Consider the following 22,601-nt stretch of genomic DNA (forward strand, 5'->3'; position numbering starts at 1 on the left):
GCGGCCCCACTGCCTCCCCAGACTCAAGATTCAAAAAAGGATAGTTATGGAGTCGACCCGCGAGTCCGTACCGGATCGCCCTCTTCTCGCGGTGCTTCAGGGCGAGCGGCGAGACCCTCCGCCCGTCTGGCTCATGCGTCAGGCCGGCCGATATCTCCCGGAATATCGGGAACTTCGCGCCCAAAAGGGGGGCTTCCTCGATCTCTGCTACGATCCGGACTCCGCCGCCGAAGTGACCCTTCAGCCGATCCGGCGCTTCGGCTTCGACGGGGCGATCCTGTTCTCGGACATCCTCGTCATCCCCCATGCGATGGGTCAGCATCTGAGCTTCACGGCCGGTGAAGGCCCCCGTCTCGATCCTCCCCTGACCCAGGCTTCCCTGTCGTCGCTGGTCCCCCAGCCAGAGCGGCTGGACCCTGTGTATGAAACCGTGCGCCGGGTCGCCGCGGCCCTCCCCGCCCACACCACCTTCCTCGGCTTCGCGGGCGCGCCATGGACGGTCGCAACCTACATGGTCGCCGGCGAGGGCTCGAAGGATCATGCCGCAGCCCGGATCATGGCGTATCGCGAACCGCACGCTTTCGCCGAGCTGATCGAGCGTATCGTCGAGATCACGGTCGACTATCTGTGCGGCCAGATCGATGCGGGCGTCCACGCCGTGCAGATCTTCGAGAGCTGGGCCGGCAGCCTCGCTCCCGATCAGTTCGAACGCTGGGTGATCGAGCCGACGCGGACGATCGTGCGCGCCGTGAAAACGCGTCGCCCCGGCGTGCCGGTGATCGGCTTTCCGAAGGGCGCGGGCGGAAAGCTCGTGGCCTATGCCGAGGGCACGATGGTGGATGCGCTGGGTCTCGACGAGACGGTCGATCCGCTCTGGGCCGACAGCGTGCTGCCGCCGGGCCTTCCGGTGCAGGGTAATCTCGATCCGCTTGCGCTGCTGGCCGGTGGCGAGGCATTGGAGAACGCGGTGCGACGCATCGGCCAAGCCTTCGCGGCCCGCCCGCATGTGTTCAATCTGGGCCACGGCATCCTGCCGCAGGTGCCCGTCGATCATGTCGAACGACTGCTGGAGCTGGTGAGGGCGTGATGGCAGGTTTTATCGATCCCGCGCTCTATCCCTGGGTGAAGGCCGCGCACCTGATCTTCGTGATCTTCTGGATCTCCGGGCTGTTCATGCTGCCGCGATTCCTGATCTATCAGGTGTCGACCGTGCCCGGCTCGGCGGAAGATCTCGCCTGGGTGGAGCGCGTCCGCCGTCTGCGGTCGATCATCCTCAATCCATCGATGATTCTTGTCTGGCTGCTGGGGCTCAGCCTCGCGCTCGATATCGGCGCGTTCCAGATGGGCTGGTTCCACATGAAGCTGCTGCTGGTGCTGCTGCTGTCGGCCTATCATGGCTGGGCGGTGGGCGCGGCCAAGAAGATCGCGCGCGGCTTCCGGCCTGAATCCGACAGATCGCTCCGCCTGGCGAACGAGGTGCCGGGCATCGCCACGGCGCTGATCGTCATCCTCGTGATCGTGAAGCCGTTCTGAACCGGAATCTTAGCGGATGGGCGTGCCATGTGCATGACTCATCCGCTGCTGCTTGACTTGAATCCGCCTGCGCCGTAACCGCCGATTCAAGGCCGGTCGCCGTTCGCGCTGACCTCCATTCCCGACATCGGCGTTCCCGCCCCGTCCCAAGACCGTCGCGAAGCCTCTCCATCAGGATCCTCAAGGCACCCATGCATCTCAAAGACCTCAAGAAGACGTCCCCCGCCGAGCTGGTGAGCATGGCCGAGGAGCTCGGTGTCGAGGGCGCGTCCACGATGCGCAAGCAGGATCTGCTGTTCGCCATCCTCAAGGAGCAGGCCGAGCAGGGCGACCAGATCATGGGCCTCGGCACGATCGAGGTGCTGCCGGACGGCTTCGGCTTCTTGCGCAGCCCCGAGGCCAATTATCTGGCCGGTCCGGACGATATCTACGTCTCGCCGAACCAGGTCCGGAAGTTCGGCCTGCGCACCGGCGACACGGTGGAAGGCGAGATCCGCGCGCCCAAGGACGGCGAGCGCTATTTCGCGCTGACCCGCCTCATCTCGATCAACTTCGACGATCCGGACGTGGTCCGCCATCGCGTCAATTTCGACAATCTGACGCCGCTCTATCCGGAGCGGAAGCTCAACCTCGACACGCTCGATCCGACCGTGAAGGATCGTTCGGCCCGCGTGATCGACATCGTCGCCCCGCAGGGCAAGGGCCAGCGCTCGCTGATCGTCGCCCCGCCGCGCGTGGGCAAGACCGTGCTTCTCCAGAACATGGCGAAGGCGATCACCGACAACCATCCCGAAGTCTTCCTGATCGTGCTGCTCATCGACGAGCGCCCGGAAGAAGTCACCGATATGCAGCGTTCGGTGAAGGGTGAGGTCATCTCCTCGACCTTCGACGAGCCCGCCCAGCGCCACGTCCAGGTCGCCGAGATGGTGATCGAGAAGGCCAAGCGCCTCGTCGAGCACAAGAAGGACGTGGTGATCCTCCTGGACTCGATCACCCGCCTCGGCCGCGCTTACAACACCGTCGTCCCCTCGTCGGGCAAGGTGCTGACCGGCGGTGTCGATGCCAACGCCCTCCAGCGCCCGAAGCGCTTCTTCGGCGCGGCGCGCAACATTGAGGAAGGCGGCTCGCTCTCGATCATCGCGACGGCGCTCATCGACACCGGCAGCCGCATGGACGAGGTGATCTTCGAAGAGTTCAAGGGCACCGGCAACTCGGAAATCGTCCTTGACCGCAAGGTGGCCGACAAGCGCATCTTCCCGGCGATGGATGTCGGCAAGTCCGGCACCCGCAAGGAGGAGCTGCTGGTCGAGAAGTCGAAGCTGTCGAAGATGTGGGTGCTGCGCCGCATCCTCATGCAGATGGGCACCACCGACGCGATGGAGTTCCTGCTCGACAAGATGAAGGACTCGAAGACCAACGAGGACTTCTTCGACTCGATGAACCAGTAAGACCGGGGCGGCGTTCGCCCGGTCATGGATTTTTCCGACATCCTTACCGCCGGCGGGCTGGCGGCGCTGGTGCAGGTGCTGGCGATCGACCTGATGCTCGCCGGCGACAATGTTGTCGTGCTGGGCACGCTGGTGGCGAGGCTGTCGCCTGAACAGCGGCACAAGGTGCTGGCGATCGGCGTCGGCGTCGCGCTGGTCTGCCGGATCGCCTTCGCCCTTGTGGCGACGCAGCTCCTCAGGATCATCGGCCTGCTGTTCGCAGGCGGGCTCTTGCTGCTCTGGGTGGCGTGGAAGCTGTTCCGGGAGCTGCGCTCCTCCGGGCAGGAGGAGGAAGGCAAAGACGCCACCAGGCCCGTTCGCGGCTTCCGTGACGCGGTTCTTCAGGTGGCGCTGGCCGATCTGTCGATGAGCCTCGACAATGTGCTGGGCGTGGCCGGCGCTGCGCGGGAGCATCCCACCGTGCTCTTCCTCGGACTGGCGGGCTCGGTGGCGCTGATGGCGGTCGCCGCGAACCTGATCGCGGGGTTCATCGAGCGCCATCGCTGGATCGCGTATCTGGGGCTGGCGGTGATCCTGTGGGTGGCGGGGCGGATGATCTGGGAGGGTTTCGCCGATCCCGACATCGGCATGATCGGCCTGCTGCGCTGAGGCTTTAGCGGCGCGCGCCGAACAGCGCGGTGCCGACGCGGATATGGGTGGCGCCGATCAGTGCCGCCGTCTCATAGTCGCCCGACATGCCCATGCTGAGTTGCGACAGGCCATGCTCCTTCGCCAGCTTGGCGAGCAGCGCGAAATAGGGCGCGGGCTCGGTATCGGCCGGCGGCACCGCCATCAGCCCGACAATCGGAAGCCCCGCGGCGCGCGCTTCGTCGAGCAACGCCGGGAGCTCGGCGATCGCGACGCCGCCCTTCTGCTCCTCGTCGCCGATATTGACCTGAACGAAGCAGTCCGGCCGTCGCCCCTGCATCTCCATCGCCTTGGCGAGCGCAGTCACCAGCGAGGAACGGTCGACCGAATGGATCGCGTCGAACAGTGCGACCGCATCGGCCGCCTTGTTGGACTGGAGCTGGCCGACGAGATGGAGGCGGACGTCGGGGAAACGCGTGCGCAGCTCGGGCCATTTGGCCTGCGCCTCCTGCACGCGGTTCTCGCCATAATCGCGCTGGCCGGCCTCCAGCAGCGGGAGGATGCGCTCGGCCGGCACCGTCTTGGAGACGGCGATCAGCGTGGCCGCATCGGCCGGGCGGCCGCCAAGGGCCGCGGCATGGGCGATATGGTCGCGGATGGCGGCGAGGCGGCCCGCCGCGTCGAGAGCTTCGATTTCGGGCATGGCGCGCCTATAAGGCCGACGATGCCGTCCCGCCAAGCCCGCTCGCTGCCGAGCCTGTTCCTGATGACCGACGAGCGCATGGGAGACGCCTTGTGGCGTGCGCTCGAACGGCTGCCGCGCGGGGCGGGCGTGGTGTTCCGTCACTATCGGCTTTCCGCCGCCGAGCGGCGCGCGCTGTTCGAGCAGGTGCGGGTGATCGCGCGGCGACGCGGGCTCCTGCTGCTGCTGGCGGGGCCTGAGCGTCTGGCGCGGGCGTGGGCAGCCGATGGCGTGCATGGCCCCTCTCCCCACCATCTTTCCGCGCGTCCGCTGCTGCGTACGGCGCCGGCGCACGACCGGCCGGCATGGATCGCGGGGCGTCGGAGAGGATGCGACCTGCTGTTCGTCTCGCCACTCTTCTCCACGCGCTCCCATCCGGGGGCATCGGCGCTGGGCATGGTGCGAACGGGATTGATGCTCGGCCCTGATCGGGACCGGGCCGTGGCGCTGGGCGGCATGACCCATCGGCGCGCGCGCTCCTGCGCCGCCATCGGCATCCGGCGCTGGGCCGCGATCGACGCATGGACGGGAGCAGACGCCTAACGGCGACCGTTCGTCGTCGGTGAAACGGGTGGCGTCAGCCCGTCAGAAGCGAAAAGCCGTCCCGACATAGATCGCCTGGCTGTCGCGGCGATCATCGTTCAGATCGAGCAGCCGATCATGCTGCATCTTGTAGCGCAGGCCGCCCGTGACATCGAGGCGGCTGTTGATCGAATAGGAGCCACCCAGATCCACCGAAACGCCACGCTCGCCATCGACGAGGCGCGAAACCTCGCCCAGGCTGCGATCCGCCGCCACGGCCAGACGCGTGCTCCAATGCCTGCCGGCATAGCTGACGGCGACATCGGTCGCCTCATGGCTGCCCGGCACATTGCCGAGATCGACCTTGTTATAATCGCTGGTGACGGCGAAGCGCTTCCAGCCCACCGAGACGCCCAGATTATAGGCATAAGCGGTGAAGCCGCCATTGTTGCCCGTGATCCCGGCATGTTCGGCCTGCTCCGGCGTGCCGGCGCGGGTGCGCACGGCGACGGTGACGCGGCGATTGCTGCCGGGGGCGACCGACGGCGTGAAGCGGAAGCCGGACGACGCCAGCCCACCCCGCCCATAGGTCGCGCCGAAGCGCGGATCGGCGGCGGCAGGCGTGAACGACCCGATCGAGCCGGTCAGCGGTTGCGTGGTCCGCGGCGCGCGCTTCTTGTGAATCTGCTGGGTTTGCGCAGCCGGTGCGAGCGACGGAACGAACGCGAGCGCGAGCGCCGCGAGAACGACCCCCTTGCGCTTGTTGTTCATGTTCCGACTCACATTCATTTGTCTGGCAAACTCCCCTTGTGTCTCGCGGTAGCATGGCGGGCTTGGCGATGTCATCGATACCGGCGGGGTAGGCGTCGGAATCAGGCGGCCTGTTGCATCCAGCCCACAATCCGGCGGCCCCTCCCCTCCGCTGGCGCTTGCCGGGAACGGCCCAGCCTCTATAGATGCCAGTTTCCGAGGCTCTCCACGCGTCCGAAGGCACCCCGATGATGCTGTTTTCTGCCCGCTCCCTGCGTCCGATGACCGGCGCGTTCGCCGCCGCTCTCCTGCTGGGCGGCTGCGCCCACCACCATCGACTGGCCAAGGACGTCAATGCCGACCTCGCCGCGTCCAAGGTTACGCAGATCGGCGTCAACGCCTATCTGTGGCGCGCCGCGCTCGACACCGTTTCCTTCATGCCGCTCACCCAGGTCGATTCCAACGGCGGCGTGATCGTCACCGACTGGTATGCCAACCCGTCGACGCCGACCGAGCGCATGAAGCTCACCGTCACCATCCTCGACCAGGATCTGCGCGCCGACGCCGTCCGCGTCGCCGCCTCGCGCGAGATCAACCAGAATGGCCAGTGGGTCGATGCCCCCGTGGCCGCCCAGACCGTCCAGAAGCTGGAGGACATCATCCTCCAGCACGCGCGCGATCTGCGCCGCGGCGCGATCAGCGGCTGATCGTTCAAGGATTAGACGTTACCTATGTCCCACCCGATGGATCGCCGTTTCAATCCCGCTGCCGCCGACGGGCGCTGGCAACAGGCCTGGGACGAAGCGCAAGCCTTCCGCGCCGACGATGCCAGCCCCAAGCCCAAGGCCTATGTGCTGGAGATGTTCCCCTATCCGTCGGGGCGCATCCACATGGGCCATGTCCGCAACTATACGATGGGCGACGTGCTCGCCCGCTATAAGCGGATGACGGGGCATGAGGTGCTCCACCCGATGGGGTGGGACGCCTTCGGCATGCCGGCCGAGAATGCGGCGATGGAGAAGAAGGTCCATCCCGGCAACTGGACCCGTGCCAACATCGCCGCGATGAAGGCGCAGTTGAAGCGCCTCGGCTTCGCGCTCGACTGGAGCCGCGAACTGGCCACCTGCGAGCCCGATTATTACGGGCATGAGCAGGCGCTGTTCCTCGACATGCTCGAGGCGGGCCTGGTCTATCGCAAGGAAAGCGACGTCAACTGGGATCCGGTCGACATGACCGTGCTCGCCAACGAGCAGGTGATCGACGGGCGCGGCTGGCGTTCGGGCGCGCTGGTCGAGCGGCGCAAGCTGTCGCAGTGGTTCCTCAAGATCACCGACTTCGCCGACGAGCTGCTGGACGGGCTGGAGACGCTCGACCATTGGCCCGAGAAGGTGAAGCTGATGCAGGCCAACTGGATCGGCCGATCCAAGGGCTTGAAGATGCATTTCGCGCTGGCCGAGCCGGTCGCGGATATGGCCTCGATCGAGGTCTACACCACGCGCCCGGACACGCTCTACGGCGCGAGCTTCGTGGCGATCGCGGCGGATCATCCGCTGGCGCTCGCGCTGGCCGGGAAGGATGGGCGTCTCCACGCCTTCGCCGAAGAGTGCCGCCACACCGGCACCGCGACCGCCGACATCGAGACGGCCGAGAAGAAGGGTTTCGACACCGGCCTGTCGGTGGTCCACCCCTTCGATCCGGCGTGGAAGCTGCCGGTGTTCGTCGCCAACTTCGTGCTGATGGATTATGGCACCGGCGCCGTCTTCGGTTGCCCGGCGCACGACCAGCGCGACCTCGACTTCGCGCGCAAATATGCGCTGCCGGTCAAGCGCGTCGTCGCCCCCTCGCCCGAGGAGGCTGAGGCGCCGATCCATGACGAGGCCTACACCGGCCCCGGCAAGCTCGTCCATTCGGGCTTCCTCGACGGCATGACCGTGGAGGACGGCAAGGCCGCCGCCATCGCGCGCGCCGAGGCCGAAGGCTGGGGCCAGGGCACGACCGTGTGGCGCCTGCGCGACTGGGGCGTCTCGCGCCAGCGTTACTGGGGCACACCGATCCCGGTGATCCATTGCGAGGCCTGCGGCGTCGTGCCGGTGCCGAAGGATCAGCTCCCGGTCGTGCTGCCCGAGGACGTGTCGTTCGACATCCCCGGCAACCCGCTCGATCGTCATCCGACTTGGCGTCATGTCGCCTGCCCGACCTGCGGCGGCGAGGCGCGTCGCGAGACGGATACGCTCGACACCTTCGCGGATTCGTCCTGGTATTTCGTCCGCTTCGCCAGCCAGCCGAAGGACAAGGCCTTCGACCGCGAGACGGTCGCGCAGTGGCTGCCGGTCGGCCAGTATATCGGCGGCGTGGAGCACGCGATCCTGCACCTGCTCTACGCCCGCTTCTGGACGCGTGCTCTGAAGCGCATCGGCAAGCTCGATGTGGCCGAGCCCTTCGCCGGCCTGTTCACGCAAGGCATGGTGACGCACGAGACCTACAAGGCGCCCGACGGCCGCTGGGTTTCGCCCGAGGAGATCAAGGACGGGGTGATCGTCGAGACGGGCGAGCCGGTGACGGTCGGCCGCGTCGAGAAGATGTCCAAGTCCAAGAAGAACACCGTCGATCCGACCGAGATCCTCGATCAGTACGGGGCGGATGCGGCGCGCTGGTTCATGCTGTCGGACAGCCCGCCCGAGCGCGATCTGGAGTGGTCGGAAGCCGGCATCGAGGGCGCGTGGCGCTTCGTCCAGCGCATCTGGCGCCTCGCGATCGACCGCGAGCCGGCCGAGGGCACCGACAAGGATCTCGAGCGCAAGCTCCACAAGACCATCGCCGGCGTCGCCGAGGATATCGAGGCGTTGTCCTTCAACAAGGCCGTCGCCAAGCTCTATGAGCTGGCGAGCGCGCTGGAGAAGGCCGCTCCCTCCGCCTCGCGCACGCAGGCGATCGACACGATGCTGCTGCTCGTGGCGCCGATGATCCCGCACCTTTCCGAAGAGGCGTGGAGTGCGCGCGGGCATGAAGGCCTGATTGCGCAGGCCGGCTGGCCCGTCGTCGATCCGGCGCTGCTGGTCGACGACGAGGTGACGATCGCGGTGCAGATCAACGGCAAGCTCCGTGATACGCTCACCGCTCCCAAGGGCGCCGACAAGGCGACGCTGGAGGCGATGGCGCGCGCGTCGGAGAAGGTGATCGCCTTCCTCGAAGGCAAGGAGCCCAGGAAGGTGATCGTCGTGCCCGACCGTCTGGTGAACCTCGTCGCATGAAGCGGCTGGCCGCCCTCGCCCTGATGCCGATCGCGTTCGGCGCACTCTCCGGCTGCGGCCTGCATCCGATGTATGCGGGCGGCACGCATGGCCCGGTCGCCGAGAAGCTGGCGCAGGTCGAGGTCGGCCAGATCGGCGGGCAGGCCGGCTGGCTGATGCGCAACGCGCTGGTCGACCGGCTGGGCGCGAGCGGGAATGCCGCGCCCAAATATAAGCTGGAGGTCGAGCTGAGCGACCAGCTCACCGGGCTCGGCATCCGCTCCGACAACACCGTCACGCGCGAGCGGCGCACGCTGCGCGCCCGCTTCCGGCTGGTGACGGCGGATGCGGCGGGCACCACGCTGCTCGACGCCAGCGCCGGCTCCAACACGGGTATCGACGTGGTCAGCTCGGACTATGCGACCGTCGCCGCCGAGCAGACCGCACTCGAAAATCTGGTGGACGATCTCGCCGACCAGATCGTCGCCCGCGTGGCCACCTTCGCGCACCGCAGCCAGGGCCGCTGACGATGGCCAAGAGCGCCGCGATCGAGCGCGCGCTGGATACGGCGGACCCCTCGGTTCGCTGCTATCTCCTCTACGGCCCGGACGAATCCGGCTCGCGGGCACTGGCGCAGCGGCTGGCCAAGGCGCTTGGGCCGGACGCCGAGCGGATCGATATCGACGCCGCGCGTCTCGTCTCTGATCCGGCGATCCTCGCCGACGAGGCGGCGGCGGTGTCGCTGTTCGGCGGCGCGCGCCATATCCGCGTCGAGGGCGTGATCGATGCTTGCCTCCCTGCGGTCGAGGCGTTGCTGGAGGCGCCCGCGGCGGGCAATCCGGTGGTGCTGATCGGCGGTGCGCTCAAGAAGGACGCCAAGATCGTCAAGCGCATCGACGGCGATGGCGCGGCGATGCTGTTCGCGAGCTATCCGCCGGAAGGCGGCGATGCCGACCGGCTGGCCGCGATGCTGGCGCGCGAACAGGGGCTGAAGCTCGATGCCGATCTGGCGCGCCGGCTGGCCGATGCGGCGGGCGGCGATCGCGCCGTACTCGCCTCCGAGATCGAGAAGCTCGCCCTCTACGCCGATGCCTCGCCCGAGCATCCGCGCGAAGCGAGCCACGACATGATCGACGCCATCGGCGCGGACAATGGCGAGGCGGATCTCACCCGTTTCGTCGATGCCGTCATAGGCGGTCAGGAAGCCCTGCTGGAGCGCGAACTGGCGCGTCTGGCAGCAGAGGGTCAGGAAGGCATCCCGCTCGTCCGTGCCCTGCTCCGCAGGCTGATCTCGCTGGCTGCGGCACGGACGGAGGTCGAGCGCGGGGTTTCGCCCGCGCAGGCGGCGGATCGGATCGGGCGGGCGCTGTTCTGGAAGGAGAAGAATGCGATCGCGCGCGACGTCGGCCGCTGGCCGGCGGCGCGGATCGCGCGCGCGATCGACCGGCTGTCCCTGCTCGATCGCGAACTGCGGCGAAGTGCTGGTCCCGGCACGATCGGCGCCGACGCCGAATTCTTCGCCATCGCCCGCGCGGCGTCACGCAAGCGTTAGGCGTTCGAGGGGCGCACGGCCGTCGAATAGGGGCTGTGCAGACGCCAGCCGATCGCTTCGTACAGGGCTCTTCCCTCCGCCGTCGCGACCAGCAGACCATGATGTGCTCCGGCTGCGTGGGCGGCCGCACCGAGATGGCCCATGATCCTCCGGCCGAGCCCTTGCCGGCGATAGGCTTCGGCGGTTTCGATTCGATCGAAGATCGCAAAGCCATCGACCAGCACGACGGTGCCGCGGGCCGCGATGATGCCGTCCCGAACGATCTCCGCCTTCAGCAGATCGGGCGTTTCTTGCCGCAGCGACAGTCCGTCGGCCGAAGCCGTGCCCAACACCGGCTGTTCCATCAGGTATCCCGGCGGCTGCATCTCCCAGCCCGGCGCCAGGCAACGCGCCATCCTGTCGGGCGTGGAACAGACTTTCAGGAAAATATGAGGCTCCCGGATGGCCTCGGACGCTTCGGACAATCCTGTGGAGGCGGAGGCGAACACCAACCGCGCTTTTTGCTCAGGCAGGCCGACAGCAACATGCCAGCCTCCATTGGAGGCCGTCGGCAAGGGAGCGCCTCGCGCCCTGCACCAACCCTTCAACCAGACGTGGAGCAGCCTGGGATCGGCGGCCGGCACGCTCTGCGATGTTTCAAGCGAAGCGGGAGCACCCATCGAGCTGCCCCCTTCGTTCAGATGCGCTCGCCACTCAGTCGCTGGCAGATCATGTCGAGCTGATCGAGGGTCGAGTAGGACAGCGTGACGGTTCCTCCTGCCTCGCCATGTCCGATCTTCACCGCGAGGCCGAGCATGTCACCCAGCTGGCGTTCCAGCGCGGCGATGTCGGCGTTGGGCGCGGCCTTGCCGCTCTTCGGCTCTCGCGTCTCGCGCCCGGCGGGCTTCACCGAACGCGCCAGCTTCTCCGTCTCCCGGACGGACAGGCCGCGCTTGATGACGTCGGCGGCGAGCTTCTCGGGATCGGGCGCGGTGATCAGCGCGCGCGCATGGCCCATGGTGAGCGAGCCGTTCGCGACATCCTGTCGCACCGGCGCGGGCAGATCGAGCAGGCGCAGAAGATTAGCGACATGGCTGCGCGATTTCTGGACGAGTTTGCCGAGTGCCTCCTGGCTATGCCCGAAATCGCTGATAAGCCTCTGATAAGCCTCAGCTTCTTCGATCGCATTGAGATCGGCGCGCTGGATATTCTCGATGATCGCGATTTCGAGCGTCTGCGTGTCGTCCAGCTCGCGGACGAGCGCGGGGATTTCATGCAATCGCGCCCGCTGTGACGCGCGCCAGCGGCGCTCGCCGGCGACGATCTGATATCCCGTGCCGACCTTGCGGACGACGATCGGTTGCAGCACGCCGCGCTCGGCGATCGACTGCGCCAGCTCCTCGAGCTTCTCCTCGTCGAAATGGCGACGCGGTTGATCCGGGTGCGGGCGGATGACGGCGATCGGCAGCAGGCGCACGCCCTCGCTGCGTTCGGCATCGGCACCGACCGGCTGCTCGCGCTCCACCTCACCCATCAGGGCCGAGAGGCCCCGGCCGAGCCCGGCGGGCCGGCGGCGTGCGGGAATGGCGCCCTCGCTCATGCGGCGGCCTGTGCGGGCGCCGGCAGGCGCTGCATCAGCTCACGTGCCAAGGCAATATAGGCTTCCGAGCCCAGGCAGCGATGATCGTAGATCAGCGCCGGCACGCCATGGCTCGGGGCCTCCGACAGGCGGACGTTGCGCGGAATGATGGTCTCGAACACGAGCTTGCCGAGGCAGGCGCGCACATCCTGCGCGACCAGTTCGGACAGCCGGTTGCGGCGGTCATACATGGTCAGGGCGACACCCAGGATCTGAAGCTCGGGATTGAAGCGCGCCCTCACCCGCTCGATCGTCTGGAGTAGCTGGCTCAGGCCTTCGAGCGCGAAAAACTCGCACTGGAGCGGCACGAGCAGAGACGAGGCTGCGCTCATGGCGTTGATCGTGAGCAGGCCCAGCGACGGTGGACAATCGATGATGACGACATCCCAACGCCCCGGCGGCGCTTCGGTCAGCGCCATGTCCAGTCGATGGGCGCGACGCTCCATATCGACCAGCTCGATCTCGGCGCCCGACAGATCCACCGTCGACGCGACGATATCCAGTCGCGGCACCTTGGTGGCGATGGCCGCCTCGGCGACATCGCATCCGCCGACGAGCAGATCATAGCTCGAAAGCGTCCGCTCGGCGCGGTCGATGCCCAGACCTGTCGAGGCATTGCCCTGCGGATCGAGGTCCACGACCAGCACTTTCCAGCCGCTGGCGGCCAGCGCGGTGCCGATATTGATGGCGGTGGTCGTCTTGCCGACGCCCCCCTTCTGGTTCGCAACTGCGATACGAATCATCGAGCCCGTCTCCGTCGAACGCCCTCGGCTATGACGATGGCCGCCTCGGAATCCGTGATGCTCGGAATGAGGCGAAACGTACCCTGCCATGTCTGTCGCGCGGCTTCCAGTTCCGATGCTGCACTTCGGCCCTTCGGAAGCACCCAGCGTGTCGATTCATCGGCGAGATGAGCAGCCATGCCGAACAAGGCATCCAGAGAGGCCACAGCACGCGCCGTAATCGAGCGGACCGGCGGCAATTGGACCCGCTCGATCTTGCTGGCGTGTACGGTCACCCGTTGTCCGATTCCCAATGCCTGCGCTGTGGAGTCCAGGAAGGCCGCACGTTTGGCACGTGGTTCGACGAGATGGATCGGGTCCGTTCGGCAGCAGGCGAGGACCAGTCCGGGGAAACCGCCGCCGGATCCGATATCGACGAGCACGCCATCTTGCAGATGTGGCAGGAGCTGGAGCGAATCGAGAAGATGGCGTTCGTCGAACTGAGGGATCGTCGCGGCGGAGATCAGATTCTGCCGTTGCGACTCCGCGATCACCGTCTCTTTGAGGCGGTGGAGCAGTTCGGCTGTTTCACGTGGAACACTCGCCTCCCAGGTCATGCAGCGGCCCGCCGGGTAGCGACGAGGAGCGCCGTGAGCGCGGCTGGGGTGATCCCACGAACACGCGACGCCTGCGCCACGGTATCGGGACGCGCCGCTGTCAGCCGCTCGACCATCTCGCTCGACAGGCCTGCGACGGTGTCAAAGGCGAAGCCGACCGGGATGGGTTGCGACGAGGCTGCGATGCGTGCTGCCTCCGCGCGCTGGCGGCGTACATAGGGGGCATAGCGATGATCGCTCAGCAACTCGCGGATGACCGGATCGGGTAGATCTGCCCAACCCGAAACATGCTCGCGCGCGAAATCGAGGCTGATATTCTCGGCGAGCAATGCGGTCTGAGCGTTGGTTGCCGAACGATCAAGCGCGGCTTGTCCGACCTCGCGCTGATCGAGGCGGCGCCGAAGTTCCTCGGCCCGCCTGCCCCGTATGGCGCCACTCGAGAGCGCGGCCTTCCCGAGCCGGGCTTCCGCATTATCGGCGCGCAGATGAAGCCGATGTTCGGCGCGTGAGGTCAGCATGCGATAGGGCTCGGTGACGCCGTGCAGCGTGAGGTCGTCAAGCAGGACGCCGATATAGCTGCTCATGCGGTCGAAGCGGAGAGGCTCGCGCCCGTGCACGTCGGCAGCCGCGGAGAGTCCGGCGACGAGCCCCTGTGCGGCCGCTTCTTCATAGCCGGTGGTGCCGTTGATCTGGCCGGCCAGATACAGCCCCTTCATCGTGCTCACTTCCAGCGTGGTGGAAAGGATGCGGGGGTCGACATGATCATATTCCACCGCATAGCCTGGCTCGGCGATCACGGCCTGTTCGAGGCCGGGAACCGTGCGCACGAAGCGTTCCTGCACATCGGTGGGAAGCGACGTGGAAATGCCGTTGGGGTAGACCAGCGCGCCGTCGAGCGTTTCCGGCTCAAGAAAAATCTGGTGCCCGTCGCGATCGCCGAAGCGGTTCACCTTGTCTTCGATCGAGGGACAATAGCGCGGCCCCCGCCCTTCGATATCGCCGCTGAACAACGGAGAGCGATTCAGTGACGAACGGATCGCATCATGCGTCGCCAGCGTGGTGCGGGTGATGCCGCAGAAGAGCTGAGTATTGGTCCGCCGCCCTTCCACAGAGAGCGTCCAATCGCCACCATCGGAGTCCTGACGCTCCAGCCGTGCCCAGTCGATCGAGCGACCGTCGAGGCGCGGAGGCGTTCCAGTCTTGAGACGCGCGATGGGAAGGCCAAGGTCGCGAAGCTGCTGCGCCAGGCGGTGTGCGCCCGGCTCGCCGATTCGCCCTCCCTCGAAGCGCTCTTCTCCGCGAAACAAGCGGCCGCCGAGGAACGTGCCGGTGGCTAAAATCACACGCCCGGCGGAGATGTGCTCGCCGGTGGCCAGGATCACGCCCGCGATCCGGTCCTGCTCCAGAAGCAGTTCCACCACCTCGCCCTCCATGACCGAAAGGGTCTGGAGAGATGCCAGTCGGCGTTGGATCGAAGCCCGGAAAAGGCCGCGGTCGGCCTGGACGCGGGGACCATGGACAGCGCTCCCCTTGCTCGCATTGAGCATCCGGTAATGGATCGCGGCGTCGTCGGCGGCGGGCGCGATGAGTCCTTCGAACACATCGATCTCGCGAACGAGATGCCCTTTACCGACCCCTCCGATAGCCGGGTTGCAGGACATGGCACCGATGCCTCGGCGGTCGATCGCGAGCAACAGGACCGAGGAGCCGGCCCGGGCCGCTGCTGCTGCGGCCTCGCAGCCGGCATGACCGCCGCCCACCACGATGATGTCGAACCGATCGACCACTCTCACTTGTCCCGTTCCACGTGAAACATCATTTGCCGAGGCAAAATCGTCCGAACAGGGCATCGAGCATATCCTCGATGCCCGCCCCTCCGGTCAGGCTATCGATCCGTTCGCGGGCGATACGGATATGCTCGGCGCGTAACAGCGGATCGCTTGTTGCGAGGGCCGCGTCCAGTTCGGTGCGCACTTCATATAGCCGCTCCCGGTAGCGGCGGTCGAGAGCCACTTCGCCTTCCCGAGGCAGGAGGCGTGAGCCGATGTTCGCCAGGCGCGCGTGGAGCGTCGCGAGCCCCTCCCCCGTCATCGCGGATAGGGCAAGCGCACCGTCGCGGGAAGCGATGATGTCGGCCTTGGCCGACACGGAAATGACCGGCTGCTCCTCCTCTTCCATGTCTCCCCGGAGGTCGATGATGATGTCGGCCAGAGCACGCTGATTGTGCGCGCGTTCCACGCCGATGCGTTCGATGGGATCGTCCGTCTCACGGAGGCCCGCTGTGTCGACCAGCACGAAAGGCATACCGGCGATTGAGAGAGGGCGCTCGATCGCGTCGCGCGTCGTGCCGGGAATGTCGGAGACGATCGCCGCGTCACGCCCGACGAGTGCATTGAACAAGGTCGACTTGCCGGCATTGGGCGGGCCGACGATCGCTACTCGCAACCCATCCCGAAGGCGCTCGGCCGGTGGCACCGCCAGCGCGGCATCGATCTCTGCGGCGAGAGCCAGAATGGAGTCAGCGTTAGAGTCCGTATCGAGTTCGATTTCGCCGTCATAGTCGATCTCGGCCTCGATCCGCGCCGCGATAGCGAGCAATGCGCGGGTCCAATCGCCGAGCCGGCGAGCAAGAGCGCCATCGGCTCGGCGTAGGGCTTCCTTGCGCTGGCGTTCGGTTTCGGCCGTCAGCAAATCGGCGAGCCCTTCCACTGCGCTGAGATCCATTCGGCCGTTGAGCAGCGCGCGCCGGGTGAACTCCCCCGGTTCGGCGAGACGCAATCCAAGGTCGAGTTCGGAGAGTGTAGAGAGCACGGCATCCACCACCGCCCTGCCGCCATGCAGATGCAACTCCGCAAGATCCTCTCCGGTAGCCGTGGCGGGGCCAGGAAACCACAGTGCTAGAGCATGATCGAGAATGTCCCCAGCCGCATCACGCAATATACGCAGACCGGCACGGCGAGGCTCGGGGCGAATGCCGGCCAGCCTTTCCAGAGCGAGGCCAGCTTCCGGGCCGCTGATTCGGATGATGGCGATGGCGGCGGGCGGCTGCCCGCTGGATAGCGCGTAGATGGTATCGCTGGACGCGACCTTATTTCTTGTTGCCACCCATATGATCCAGAAGTTGGCGCCAGATGGCGAGTCCGGCCTCCCCCATCGGCCCCCAGCTCTGCGTCATGGCTTGCAGCATGTCAGGCGTGATGCCTTGATCGATCGCCGTGCGCATCTTGGAGAGATAGGCTTCGTGGACGGAGGAAAGATCCGGCAGACCCATGAAGCGACGGGCTTCTTCCGGCGTGCAGTCAACGTCGACGGTAATCTTCACCGGGTCGCTCCTTCGCCGAGAGTGGGTCCTGTGTAGCCGAGGAAAAGTGACAAGCCAACTCAGCGGATCATGAGGAACGATCCGGGCCTGAGCCGTGCCAGAAGCCCTGCTATTGTTTCACGTGGAACAGCGACGCAGCCTTCGGTCGTGTCTCCCTCGCGCAGATGCAGGAAGATGGCGCTCCCCATTCCGGCAACCGGCGGATCGTCATTATGGCCGAGGAGCAGAATGGCGTCGTACAGGCCGTCGTCCCTCCACAGCCGCTCGGCCGAGTAACCATGAGGGTGTCGCACCGGTCGATTATAGGCGGGATCACGCGGATCATCGCTCCAGCCGTCATCCTCGCGCAGCCAGCGCCAAGGAAGATGTTCCGGGGGAAGCAGGCCCCGATTCGGACGCAGCAGCGCGGCGCGGATCGGCCATCGTCCGAGCGGCGTGGCGCCATCCCCCTCGCGTTTGTCGGCCGCCTCACGCGCGCCGCCGCGACCGATGGCGCAGGAGACGACAGTGTTGCCGATCTGGAGGGTATGCGCCGAGCTATCGACGACAAGTTCGGTCACAGGACGTGACCGGTGCGGTCGCGCTTCGTTGCAAGATAGCCTTCATTGTGCGGATTGGCGGCGATCTGGTGGGCGACGCGTTCCACCACATCGATTCCGGCGGCCGAAAGTCCGGCGACCTTGGCGGGATTGTTGGTCAGCAGACGAACCTGATCCTGGCCGAGCAGTTCCAGCATCCGGGCCGCCACGCCGAAATCGCGCGCGTCGATCGCGAAGCCGAGCCGCAGATTGGCGTCGACCGTATCGAAGCCCTGATCCTGCAAGGCATAGGCCCGCAACTTGTTGATGAGCCCGATGCCTCTCCCCTCCTGGCGAAGATAGAGGAGCACGCCCCACCCTTCATGCGCGATGCGGTGGAGCGCCGCGTCGAGCTGCGGGCCGCAATCGCATTTGAGGGAGCCGAATACGTCTCCCGTCAGGCATTCGCTATGGAGGCGGACGAGCGGCGGTTTGCCATTGGGTGCGCCGATGACCAGCGCGACATGCTCCACGGCCTCTTCGGCGGATCGGAAGGCAACGATCTCCGTCCCTTCGTTCGCCTCAACCGGAAGGCGGGCGCGCGAGGCGATCCGCAGATGCGAGGGGGAATCATAATCCGCCACGTCAGCGGCCCGCAGCGTCGCGGTGCCTTCGTGCGGAGCGCTCTCGCGCACGAAGAAGGCCGGCAGCAGCCCGGCAAGGCGTGCGAGCTTCAGGGCAGCCGCGGAAAGCGCCGGGTTCCCGGCATCGATGGTGCGGAACGGCCCCTTGAAAGGGGTGGACAGATCCTGCGCCGGATCGGCGAGCGCTGTGGCAGTATCGAGATCGAGCCAGGGCGCATGCGCCACTCGCACGGCTCCCAAGGACCCGGCATCCGCAGCGGGCCGCTGGTTGGTGAGGGTCAAGGTCGCCGCACGCTCGGGCGACAGCAGGACATCGAAGCGGCCATCGGGAGCGAAGGCGGACAGCCGATCGGCATCGGCGGTTTCGATCGGCAACAGGGTAAGGTGATCGGCGCCGTCGTGCAGGATAACCGGCCAGCCCCGCCGCAACGCGTCGATGCCGCGCGCTACCTCCCGAGGGCCGCTCACCAGTTGAACTCGGTGACGAGCGGAACATGATCCGAGGGCTTGAGCCAGCTCCGGCAATCCTCATGGACGCGATGGGCTGTTGCGGTCTTCGCCACCTCTGGGCTCGCCCACATATGGTCGAGACGGCGACCGCGATCGGAGGCAGCCCAATCCTTGGCGCGATAGCTCCACCAGGTATAAAGTCGTTGCGGTGCCGGCACGAAATGGCGGCCCAGATCGACCCAGTCGTGCGCGGCCTGGAGCCGGCCCAACGCCTCCACCTCGACCGGCGTATGGCTGACCACGTCGAGCAGCTGCTTGTGGCTCCACACATCGGATTCGAGCGGAGCGATGTTGAAGTCGCCGACGATCAGCGTCGGCTCCCGCAGATCTTCGGACCAGCGGGTCATGCGCTCGACGAAGGCGAGCTTCTGTCCGAACTTCGGGTTCAGCGCGGGATCGGGGATATCGCCGCCAGCCGGGACATAGACATTTTCCAGCCGGATGCCGTTGGGCAGCCGCGCGCCGACATGCCGTGCTTCGCCATTGTCCTGCCAGTCATGCCGGCCATGCTCGCCGAGCGGCAGTTTCGAAAGGATGGCGACGCCATGGTGCATCGGCTGGCCCGCGAGGAGGCGGTGGACATAGCCTAGCTTCTCGAACGGCGCGTGCGGGAAGATCGGGTCGGCGACCTTCGTTTCCTGGAGGCACAGCACGTCGGGCTGCTCCTCGATCAGGAAGCGTTGGACGATGTCGATCCGCGCGCGGACGGAGTTGATGTTCCAGGATGCGATCTTGATCGTGGCAGACATTGTCGGCGATGTAATGAGTCGTATCCCGCTTCGCCAGTCGAACTGTGCGACAAATGGAAAGGCCCCCGTTCCGGGGGCATGGAACGGGGGCCGACCTAGCGTTCGTCACGCAGGCGGGACAGGAGGCGTATCCGTCCGGGCAACAGGGGGAATCCCGGAAAGGCCTCATGACCGCCTCTCCGATCTAGGCCCTTTTAGCTGTCGCTTCGATGAACGGGGCCAGCCCGCAAACCTGTCCCGTTTCGGTGCATCGTCGCCGACGCACCATTCATCCTCAGTGGTGCGGGCCGACAGGACGTGGGTCGTTCCAGCGGAAGGCCGAGTCGTCCACGGGGCTATTGAAGCGCTGGTTGGAGAGTCGGACCGTCGTGCGGTTGTTCTGGGCGTCGAGAACCGTCCAGCCATCGAGCTGGAGCCCGCCGGGCGCGCCCGCCGAGCGACGGAAGGCGACGGTGATGCTGCCATATTCGCGATGCTTGGCATCCTGCCCGGTGACGAGCAGTGTCTCGGGATCGCCCGAGGGCACGATCCGGGCGTAGCGCGCGATATCCTTGTTGGGATCGAGCAGCAGCGCGAGCGGCGTGTTGCCGATCGGCCAGCGCGACACCTGCTTCACCTGATAGTCGATCATGATGAGCGCCTTGCCGTCGCCGACGACGAGCAGAGGGACGCCCTTCTGATACTGGAAGCGGACGCGGCCGGGCTTCTTGATCTGGAGCGTGCCGGTCAGCGTGGCGCCGTTGCGGTCTGTCTGTGTGAAGTCGGCGGTCATCGTCGTCACGGCGCGCAGATGCGCCTGCACTTGCGCGAGATCAGGCGAGAGCGCGGCTGCGGGCGCGGGCGCCGCGGCCTGGGCGGCGGCGGGCGAGATCAGGGCGAAGGCGCCCAGCAGGGGCAGGACACGCATGGGGAAGCTCCGGGTCATGTGGGCGCGGCTAGCGCAGCGGATTTGAACGCGCACTGAACTTGCGCGGGTGTGAAACGATCCGTCCGCGACGATTCAGACCGGCTGGCCGTCGCGGTCGATCAGCACCTCGCGGCGGCCGACATGATCGGGCGCGCCGACCTTGCCCTCTTTCTCCATCCGCTCGATCAGGCGCGCGGCCGAGTTGTAGCCGATGCGGAGCTGGCGCTGGACATAGCTGGTCGAGGCCTTCTGCGATTCCGCCACCACCTGCACCGCCTTGCGATAGAGCGCGGCGTCGGGGGAGTCGTCGTCGGCCGGGGCGCCGTCGAGGGCGAAGCCGCCGTCCTCGGGCTCCTCGGTGACGGCGGAGATATAGTCGGGCGTCCCCTGCCCGCGCCAATGGTCGGCGATGGCGCGCACTTCCTCGTCGGACACGAACGGCCCGTGGACGCGGGCGATCTGCTTGCCGCCGGGCATGTAGAGCATGTCGCCCTTGCCCAGGAGCTGCTCGGCGCCCTGCTCGCCGAGGATGGTGCGGCTGTCGATCTTGCTCGTGACCGAGAAGCTGATGCGGGTCGGCAGGTTGGCCTTGATGACGCCGGTGATGACGTCGACCGAGGGGCGCTGCGTCGCCATGATGAGGTGGATGCCTGCCGCGCGCGCCTTCTGGGCCAGGCGCTGGATGAGGAATTCCACCTCCTTGCCGGCGGTCATCATCAGATCGGCCAGCTCGTCGACGATGACGACGATCTGGGGCAGCGTCTCGAAGTCGAGCTCCTCTTCCTCGTAGACCGGATGGCCGGAGTCGGCGTCGTAGCCGGTCTGGACGCGGCGGCCGAGGCGCTGGCCCTTGGACTTGGCGACCTTCACTTTCTCGTTGAACGAGGCGAGGCTGCGCACGCCGACCGACGCCATCATGCGATAGCGCTCCTCCATCGTCTCCACCGCCCATTTGAGCGCGCGCACCGCCTTGGCGGGCTCGGTCACGACCGGCGAGAGGAGATGGGGGATGTCGTCATAGATGCTGAGCTCCAGCATCTTCGGATCGATCATGATCATCCGGCACTGTTTCGGATTGAGCCGGTAGAGCAGCGAGACGATCATCGCGTTGAGGCCGACCGACTTGCCCGAGCCGGTGGTGCCGGCGACGAGCAGATGCGGCATGGGCGCGAGATCGGCGACGACGGGATCGCCGAAGATGTTCTTGCCGAGCACGATGGGGAGCTGGGCGGCGCCATCCTCGAAGGCCTGGCTGGAGATCAGCTCCGACAGCATCACCGATTCCCGCTTGGCGTTGGGCAGTTCGATGCCGATCACGGTGCGGCCGGGAATGGTGGCGACGCGCGCCGAGAGCGCCGACATGTTGCGCGCGATATCGTCGGCCAGCGCGATCACGCGCGACGCCTTGATGCCGGGCGCGGGCTCCAACTCGTACATGGTGACCACCGGGCCGGGGCGTACCTGGATGATCCGGCCCTTGACGTGAAAGTCCTCCAGCACGGTGGCGAGCAACTGGGCGTTGCGCTCCAGCGAGGCCTTGTCGACGGTCTGGCCGCTATTCTCGGGCACCGGCGCGAGCAGATCGAGCGAGGGCAGCACATAGTCGTCGCGCAGATCGAGCGAGGCCTGACGGCCGTTCTCGGTGCGCCGGGCGGCCGCAGCCTGACGGTCCGCGATGATCGGGCGGGCCGGCGCGCGCGGCGGCTCGGAGATCACCGGCGGCGTGTCATACGCGTCGTAATCCGCTTCCTCGTCTTCATCCTCGTCATAGAAGGCGTCGTTCTGCCGACCCTTCCCGCGCGAACGGGCGACGCGTGCGGCCGGGCGGGCACCGGCACGGCCGGCCTTGATGAACCAGGCACGTTCGTCGGCTTCCAGGCCGATCGCGACAAACCAGAGCCAGAGGCCCGCAATCAGGCCGATCCCCATCATGCCATAGCGCAGAGGCGTGATGAGCCCCGGCGCCGGGATCAGGCTGAGACCCGCATCGACCAGCTTGGCACCGATCAGCCCGGCGATGCCGCCCCACCCCGCGGGCAGCGCGAGGCTGGCGCCCTCGCGGAACAGCGATGCGGCGGTGCCGGCCAGAAAGAGGCCGAGGATAGTGAACAAAGTCACGCGGCCCCAGCGACCGGAATCGCGCCCCCGCACCAGCCGCACGCCGGCAAGCAGGACGATCGGCACCCACGCGCCGCCGAGTGGCCCGAAGGCGGAAAGGATGAGATCGGCGGCCCAGGCGCCCGGCTGGCCCAGCCAGTTCAGCGGCGGGCCGCCCGCGTCGGTGTTGATCGCGGGGTCGCTGCGCCGGTAGCTGACGAGCGCGAGCACGATCAGCACGGCGGCGGCGATCAGCGCGATGCCGGCGACCATCCCCCCGCTCCGCGCGAGGACCCGCGCCAGCTTGTCGCGCCAGGGCGCCCCCCGCGCCGCCACGTTGCTCGCCATGTCCGTCTTGCTCCCCGGAGGCTGTCCGTGCCCCAAATGTTCCGGTGCGGGCACCATGTCAGGCGGATGGGGCCGAGGTCAAGCCGAGCGCGGCGGGCCGTTGGATGTGCGCCGACGGTGGCGGTGCGCGCGCCGGATCGCTAGA

The 22,601-nt window shown here is 66.9% G+C and carries 23 protein-coding genes; 9 read left to right on the forward strand and 14 right to left on the reverse strand.

Annotation, left to right across the window (positions count from 1 at the left end):
* Positions 1 to 46 precede the first annotated feature (46 nt).
* From hemE to ST3T6A_RS0117240, 4 genes are all read left to right on the forward strand, one after another.
* On the forward strand, positions 47 to 1,087 hold the full coding sequence (hemE, locus tag ST3T6A_RS0117225) for a uroporphyrinogen decarboxylase (RefSeq protein ID WP_019834202.1): 1,041 nt from the start codon (positions 47 to 49) through the stop codon (positions 1,085 to 1,087).
* On the forward strand, positions 1,087 to 1,533 hold the full coding sequence (locus ST3T6A_RS0117230; protein ID WP_019834203.1) for a CopD family protein: 447 nt from the start codon (positions 1,087 to 1,089) through the stop codon (positions 1,531 to 1,533). The genes hemE and ST3T6A_RS0117230 overlap by 1 nt, the downstream gene beginning before the upstream one ends.
* Positions 1,534 to 1,724: 191 nt before the next feature.
* Complete coding sequence (rho, locus tag ST3T6A_RS0117235) at positions 1,725 to 2,981, forward strand: transcription termination factor Rho (RefSeq protein ID WP_019834204.1); 1,257 nt, start codon at positions 1,725 to 1,727, stop codon at positions 2,979 to 2,981.
* Positions 2,982 to 3,005: 24 nt separating this feature from the next.
* The gene (locus ST3T6A_RS0117240) at positions 3,006 to 3,629 is read left to right on the forward strand and encodes a YjbE family putative metal transport protein (RefSeq protein ID WP_019834205.1); all 624 of its coding nucleotides are present in this window, start codon (positions 3,006 to 3,008) and stop codon (positions 3,627 to 3,629) included.
* Positions 3,630 to 3,633: 4 nt separating this feature from the next.
* On the opposite strand, the gene ST3T6A_RS0117245 is transcribed toward ST3T6A_RS0117240, so the two are convergent.
* Entirely contained in the window at positions 3,634 to 4,311 is a 678-nt protein-coding gene (locus tag ST3T6A_RS0117245; protein ID WP_019834206.1) for a YggS family pyridoxal phosphate-dependent enzyme, read from the reverse strand.
* Positions 4,312 to 4,332: 21 nt separating this feature from the next.
* Between ST3T6A_RS0117245 and ST3T6A_RS0117250 the strand changes: the two genes are divergently transcribed.
* Positions 4,333 to 4,893: a thiamine phosphate synthase gene (locus tag ST3T6A_RS0117250; RefSeq protein WP_019834207.1), complete on the forward strand. Its 561-nt coding sequence runs from the start codon at positions 4,333 to 4,335 to the stop codon at positions 4,891 to 4,893.
* 42 nt (positions 4,894 to 4,935) lie between these two features.
* Here ST3T6A_RS0117250 and ST3T6A_RS0117255 read toward each other — a convergent pair whose 3' ends face one another.
* Positions 4,936 to 5,643 (reverse strand): porin, encoded by a 708-nt coding sequence (locus ST3T6A_RS0117255; protein ID WP_019834208.1) that lies wholly within the window; start codon positions 5,641 to 5,643, stop codon positions 4,936 to 4,938.
* Positions 5,644 to 5,870: 227 nt separating this feature from the next.
* Between ST3T6A_RS0117255 and ST3T6A_RS0117260 the strand changes: the two genes are divergently transcribed.
* From ST3T6A_RS0117260 to holA, 4 genes are read left to right on the forward strand one after another with little or no spacing between them, the layout of a single operon-like run.
* On the forward strand, positions 5,871 to 6,329 hold the full coding sequence (locus ST3T6A_RS0117260) for a DUF3576 domain-containing protein (RefSeq protein WP_019834209.1): 459 nt from the start codon (positions 5,871 to 5,873) through the stop codon (positions 6,327 to 6,329).
* A 36-nt stretch (positions 6,330 to 6,365) separates the two neighbouring features.
* Complete coding sequence (gene leuS, locus ST3T6A_RS0117265) at positions 6,366 to 8,873, forward strand: leucine--tRNA ligase (protein WP_019834210.1); 2,508 nt, start codon at positions 6,366 to 6,368, stop codon at positions 8,871 to 8,873.
* Positions 8,870 to 9,379 carry an LPS assembly lipoprotein LptE gene (gene lptE / locus ST3T6A_RS0117270; RefSeq protein WP_019834211.1) on the forward strand — a complete coding sequence of 170 codons (510 nt, stop codon included), beginning with the start codon at positions 8,870 to 8,872 and terminating at the stop codon, positions 9,377 to 9,379. Before leuS ends, lptE begins: the two co-directional genes overlap by 4 nt.
* A 2-nt stretch (positions 9,380 to 9,381) precedes the next feature.
* Positions 9,382 to 10,404, forward strand: coding sequence for a DNA polymerase III subunit delta (gene holA / locus ST3T6A_RS0117275; RefSeq protein ID WP_019834212.1), 1,023 nt, complete (start codon positions 9,382 to 9,384; stop codon positions 10,402 to 10,404).
* On the opposite strand, the gene ST3T6A_RS20505 is transcribed toward holA, so the two are convergent.
* The 12 genes from ST3T6A_RS20505 to ST3T6A_RS0117335 form a co-directional block, all read right to left on the reverse strand.
* The gene (locus ST3T6A_RS20505) at positions 10,401 to 10,958 is read right to left on the reverse strand and encodes a GNAT family N-acetyltransferase (RefSeq protein ID WP_157602954.1); all 558 of its coding nucleotides are present in this window, start codon (positions 10,956 to 10,958) and stop codon (positions 10,401 to 10,403) included. The two genes, holA and ST3T6A_RS20505, sit on opposite strands and share 4 nt — an antisense overlap.
* Before the next feature lie 122 nt (positions 10,959 to 11,080).
* Positions 11,081 to 11,983, reverse strand: a complete 903-nt coding sequence (locus tag ST3T6A_RS0117285) for a ParB/RepB/Spo0J family partition protein (RefSeq protein WP_019834214.1) — start codon at positions 11,981 to 11,983, stop codon at positions 11,081 to 11,083.
* Complete coding sequence (locus tag ST3T6A_RS0117290; protein WP_019834215.1) at positions 11,980 to 12,765, reverse strand: ParA family protein; 786 nt, start codon at positions 12,763 to 12,765, stop codon at positions 11,980 to 11,982. The genes ST3T6A_RS0117285 and ST3T6A_RS0117290 overlap by 4 nt, the downstream gene beginning before the upstream one ends.
* Positions 12,762 to 13,361: a 16S rRNA (guanine(527)-N(7))-methyltransferase RsmG gene (rsmG, locus tag ST3T6A_RS0117295; RefSeq protein WP_019834216.1), complete on the reverse strand. Its 600-nt coding sequence runs from the start codon at positions 13,359 to 13,361 to the stop codon at positions 12,762 to 12,764. Before rsmG ends, ST3T6A_RS0117290 begins: the two co-directional genes overlap by 4 nt.
* On the reverse strand, positions 13,358 to 15,148 hold the full coding sequence (mnmG, locus tag ST3T6A_RS0117300) for a tRNA uridine-5-carboxymethylaminomethyl(34) synthesis enzyme MnmG (protein WP_019834217.1): 1,791 nt from the start codon (positions 15,146 to 15,148) through the stop codon (positions 13,358 to 13,360). The genes rsmG and mnmG overlap by 4 nt, the downstream gene beginning before the upstream one ends.
* Positions 15,149 to 15,176: 28 nt before the next feature.
* The gene (gene mnmE / locus ST3T6A_RS0117305; RefSeq protein ID WP_037538971.1) at positions 15,177 to 16,466 is read right to left on the reverse strand and encodes a tRNA uridine-5-carboxymethylaminomethyl(34) synthesis GTPase MnmE; all 1,290 of its coding nucleotides are present in this window, start codon (positions 16,464 to 16,466) and stop codon (positions 15,177 to 15,179) included.
* Positions 16,450 to 16,683 carry a DUF6489 family protein gene (locus ST3T6A_RS0117310; protein WP_019834220.1) on the reverse strand — a complete coding sequence of 78 codons (234 nt, stop codon included), beginning with the start codon at positions 16,681 to 16,683 and terminating at the stop codon, positions 16,450 to 16,452. The genes mnmE and ST3T6A_RS0117310 overlap by 17 nt, the downstream gene beginning before the upstream one ends.
* A 59-nt stretch (positions 16,684 to 16,742) precedes the next feature.
* Positions 16,743 to 17,243 carry a L,D-transpeptidase family protein gene (locus tag ST3T6A_RS21275; RefSeq protein WP_019834221.1) on the reverse strand — a complete coding sequence of 167 codons (501 nt, stop codon included), beginning with the start codon at positions 17,241 to 17,243 and terminating at the stop codon, positions 16,743 to 16,745.
* Positions 17,240 to 18,313, reverse strand: coding sequence for a GTP cyclohydrolase II (gene ribA / locus ST3T6A_RS0117320; protein ID WP_019834222.1), 1,074 nt, complete (start codon positions 18,311 to 18,313; stop codon positions 17,240 to 17,242). Before ribA ends, ST3T6A_RS21275 begins: the two co-directional genes overlap by 4 nt.
* Positions 18,310 to 19,104, reverse strand: a complete 795-nt coding sequence (locus ST3T6A_RS0117325) for an exodeoxyribonuclease III (RefSeq protein WP_019834223.1) — start codon at positions 19,102 to 19,104, stop codon at positions 18,310 to 18,312. The genes ribA and ST3T6A_RS0117325 overlap by 4 nt, the downstream gene beginning before the upstream one ends.
* A 274-nt stretch (positions 19,105 to 19,378) precedes the next feature.
* Entirely contained in the window at positions 19,379 to 20,011 is a 633-nt protein-coding gene (locus ST3T6A_RS0117330; protein ID WP_019834224.1) for a LolA family protein, read from the reverse strand.
* Positions 20,012 to 20,104: 93 nt separating this feature from the next.
* Complete coding sequence (locus ST3T6A_RS0117335) at positions 20,105 to 22,456, reverse strand: DNA translocase FtsK (RefSeq protein ID WP_019834225.1); 2,352 nt, start codon at positions 22,454 to 22,456, stop codon at positions 20,105 to 20,107.
* Between the last annotated feature and the right edge of the window lie 145 nt (positions 22,457 to 22,601).

The organism is Sphingomonas sp. PR090111-T3T-6A (genome assembly GCF_000383095.1).
Lineage (GTDB): Bacteria > Pseudomonadota > Alphaproteobacteria > Sphingomonadales > Sphingomonadaceae > Solisphingomonas.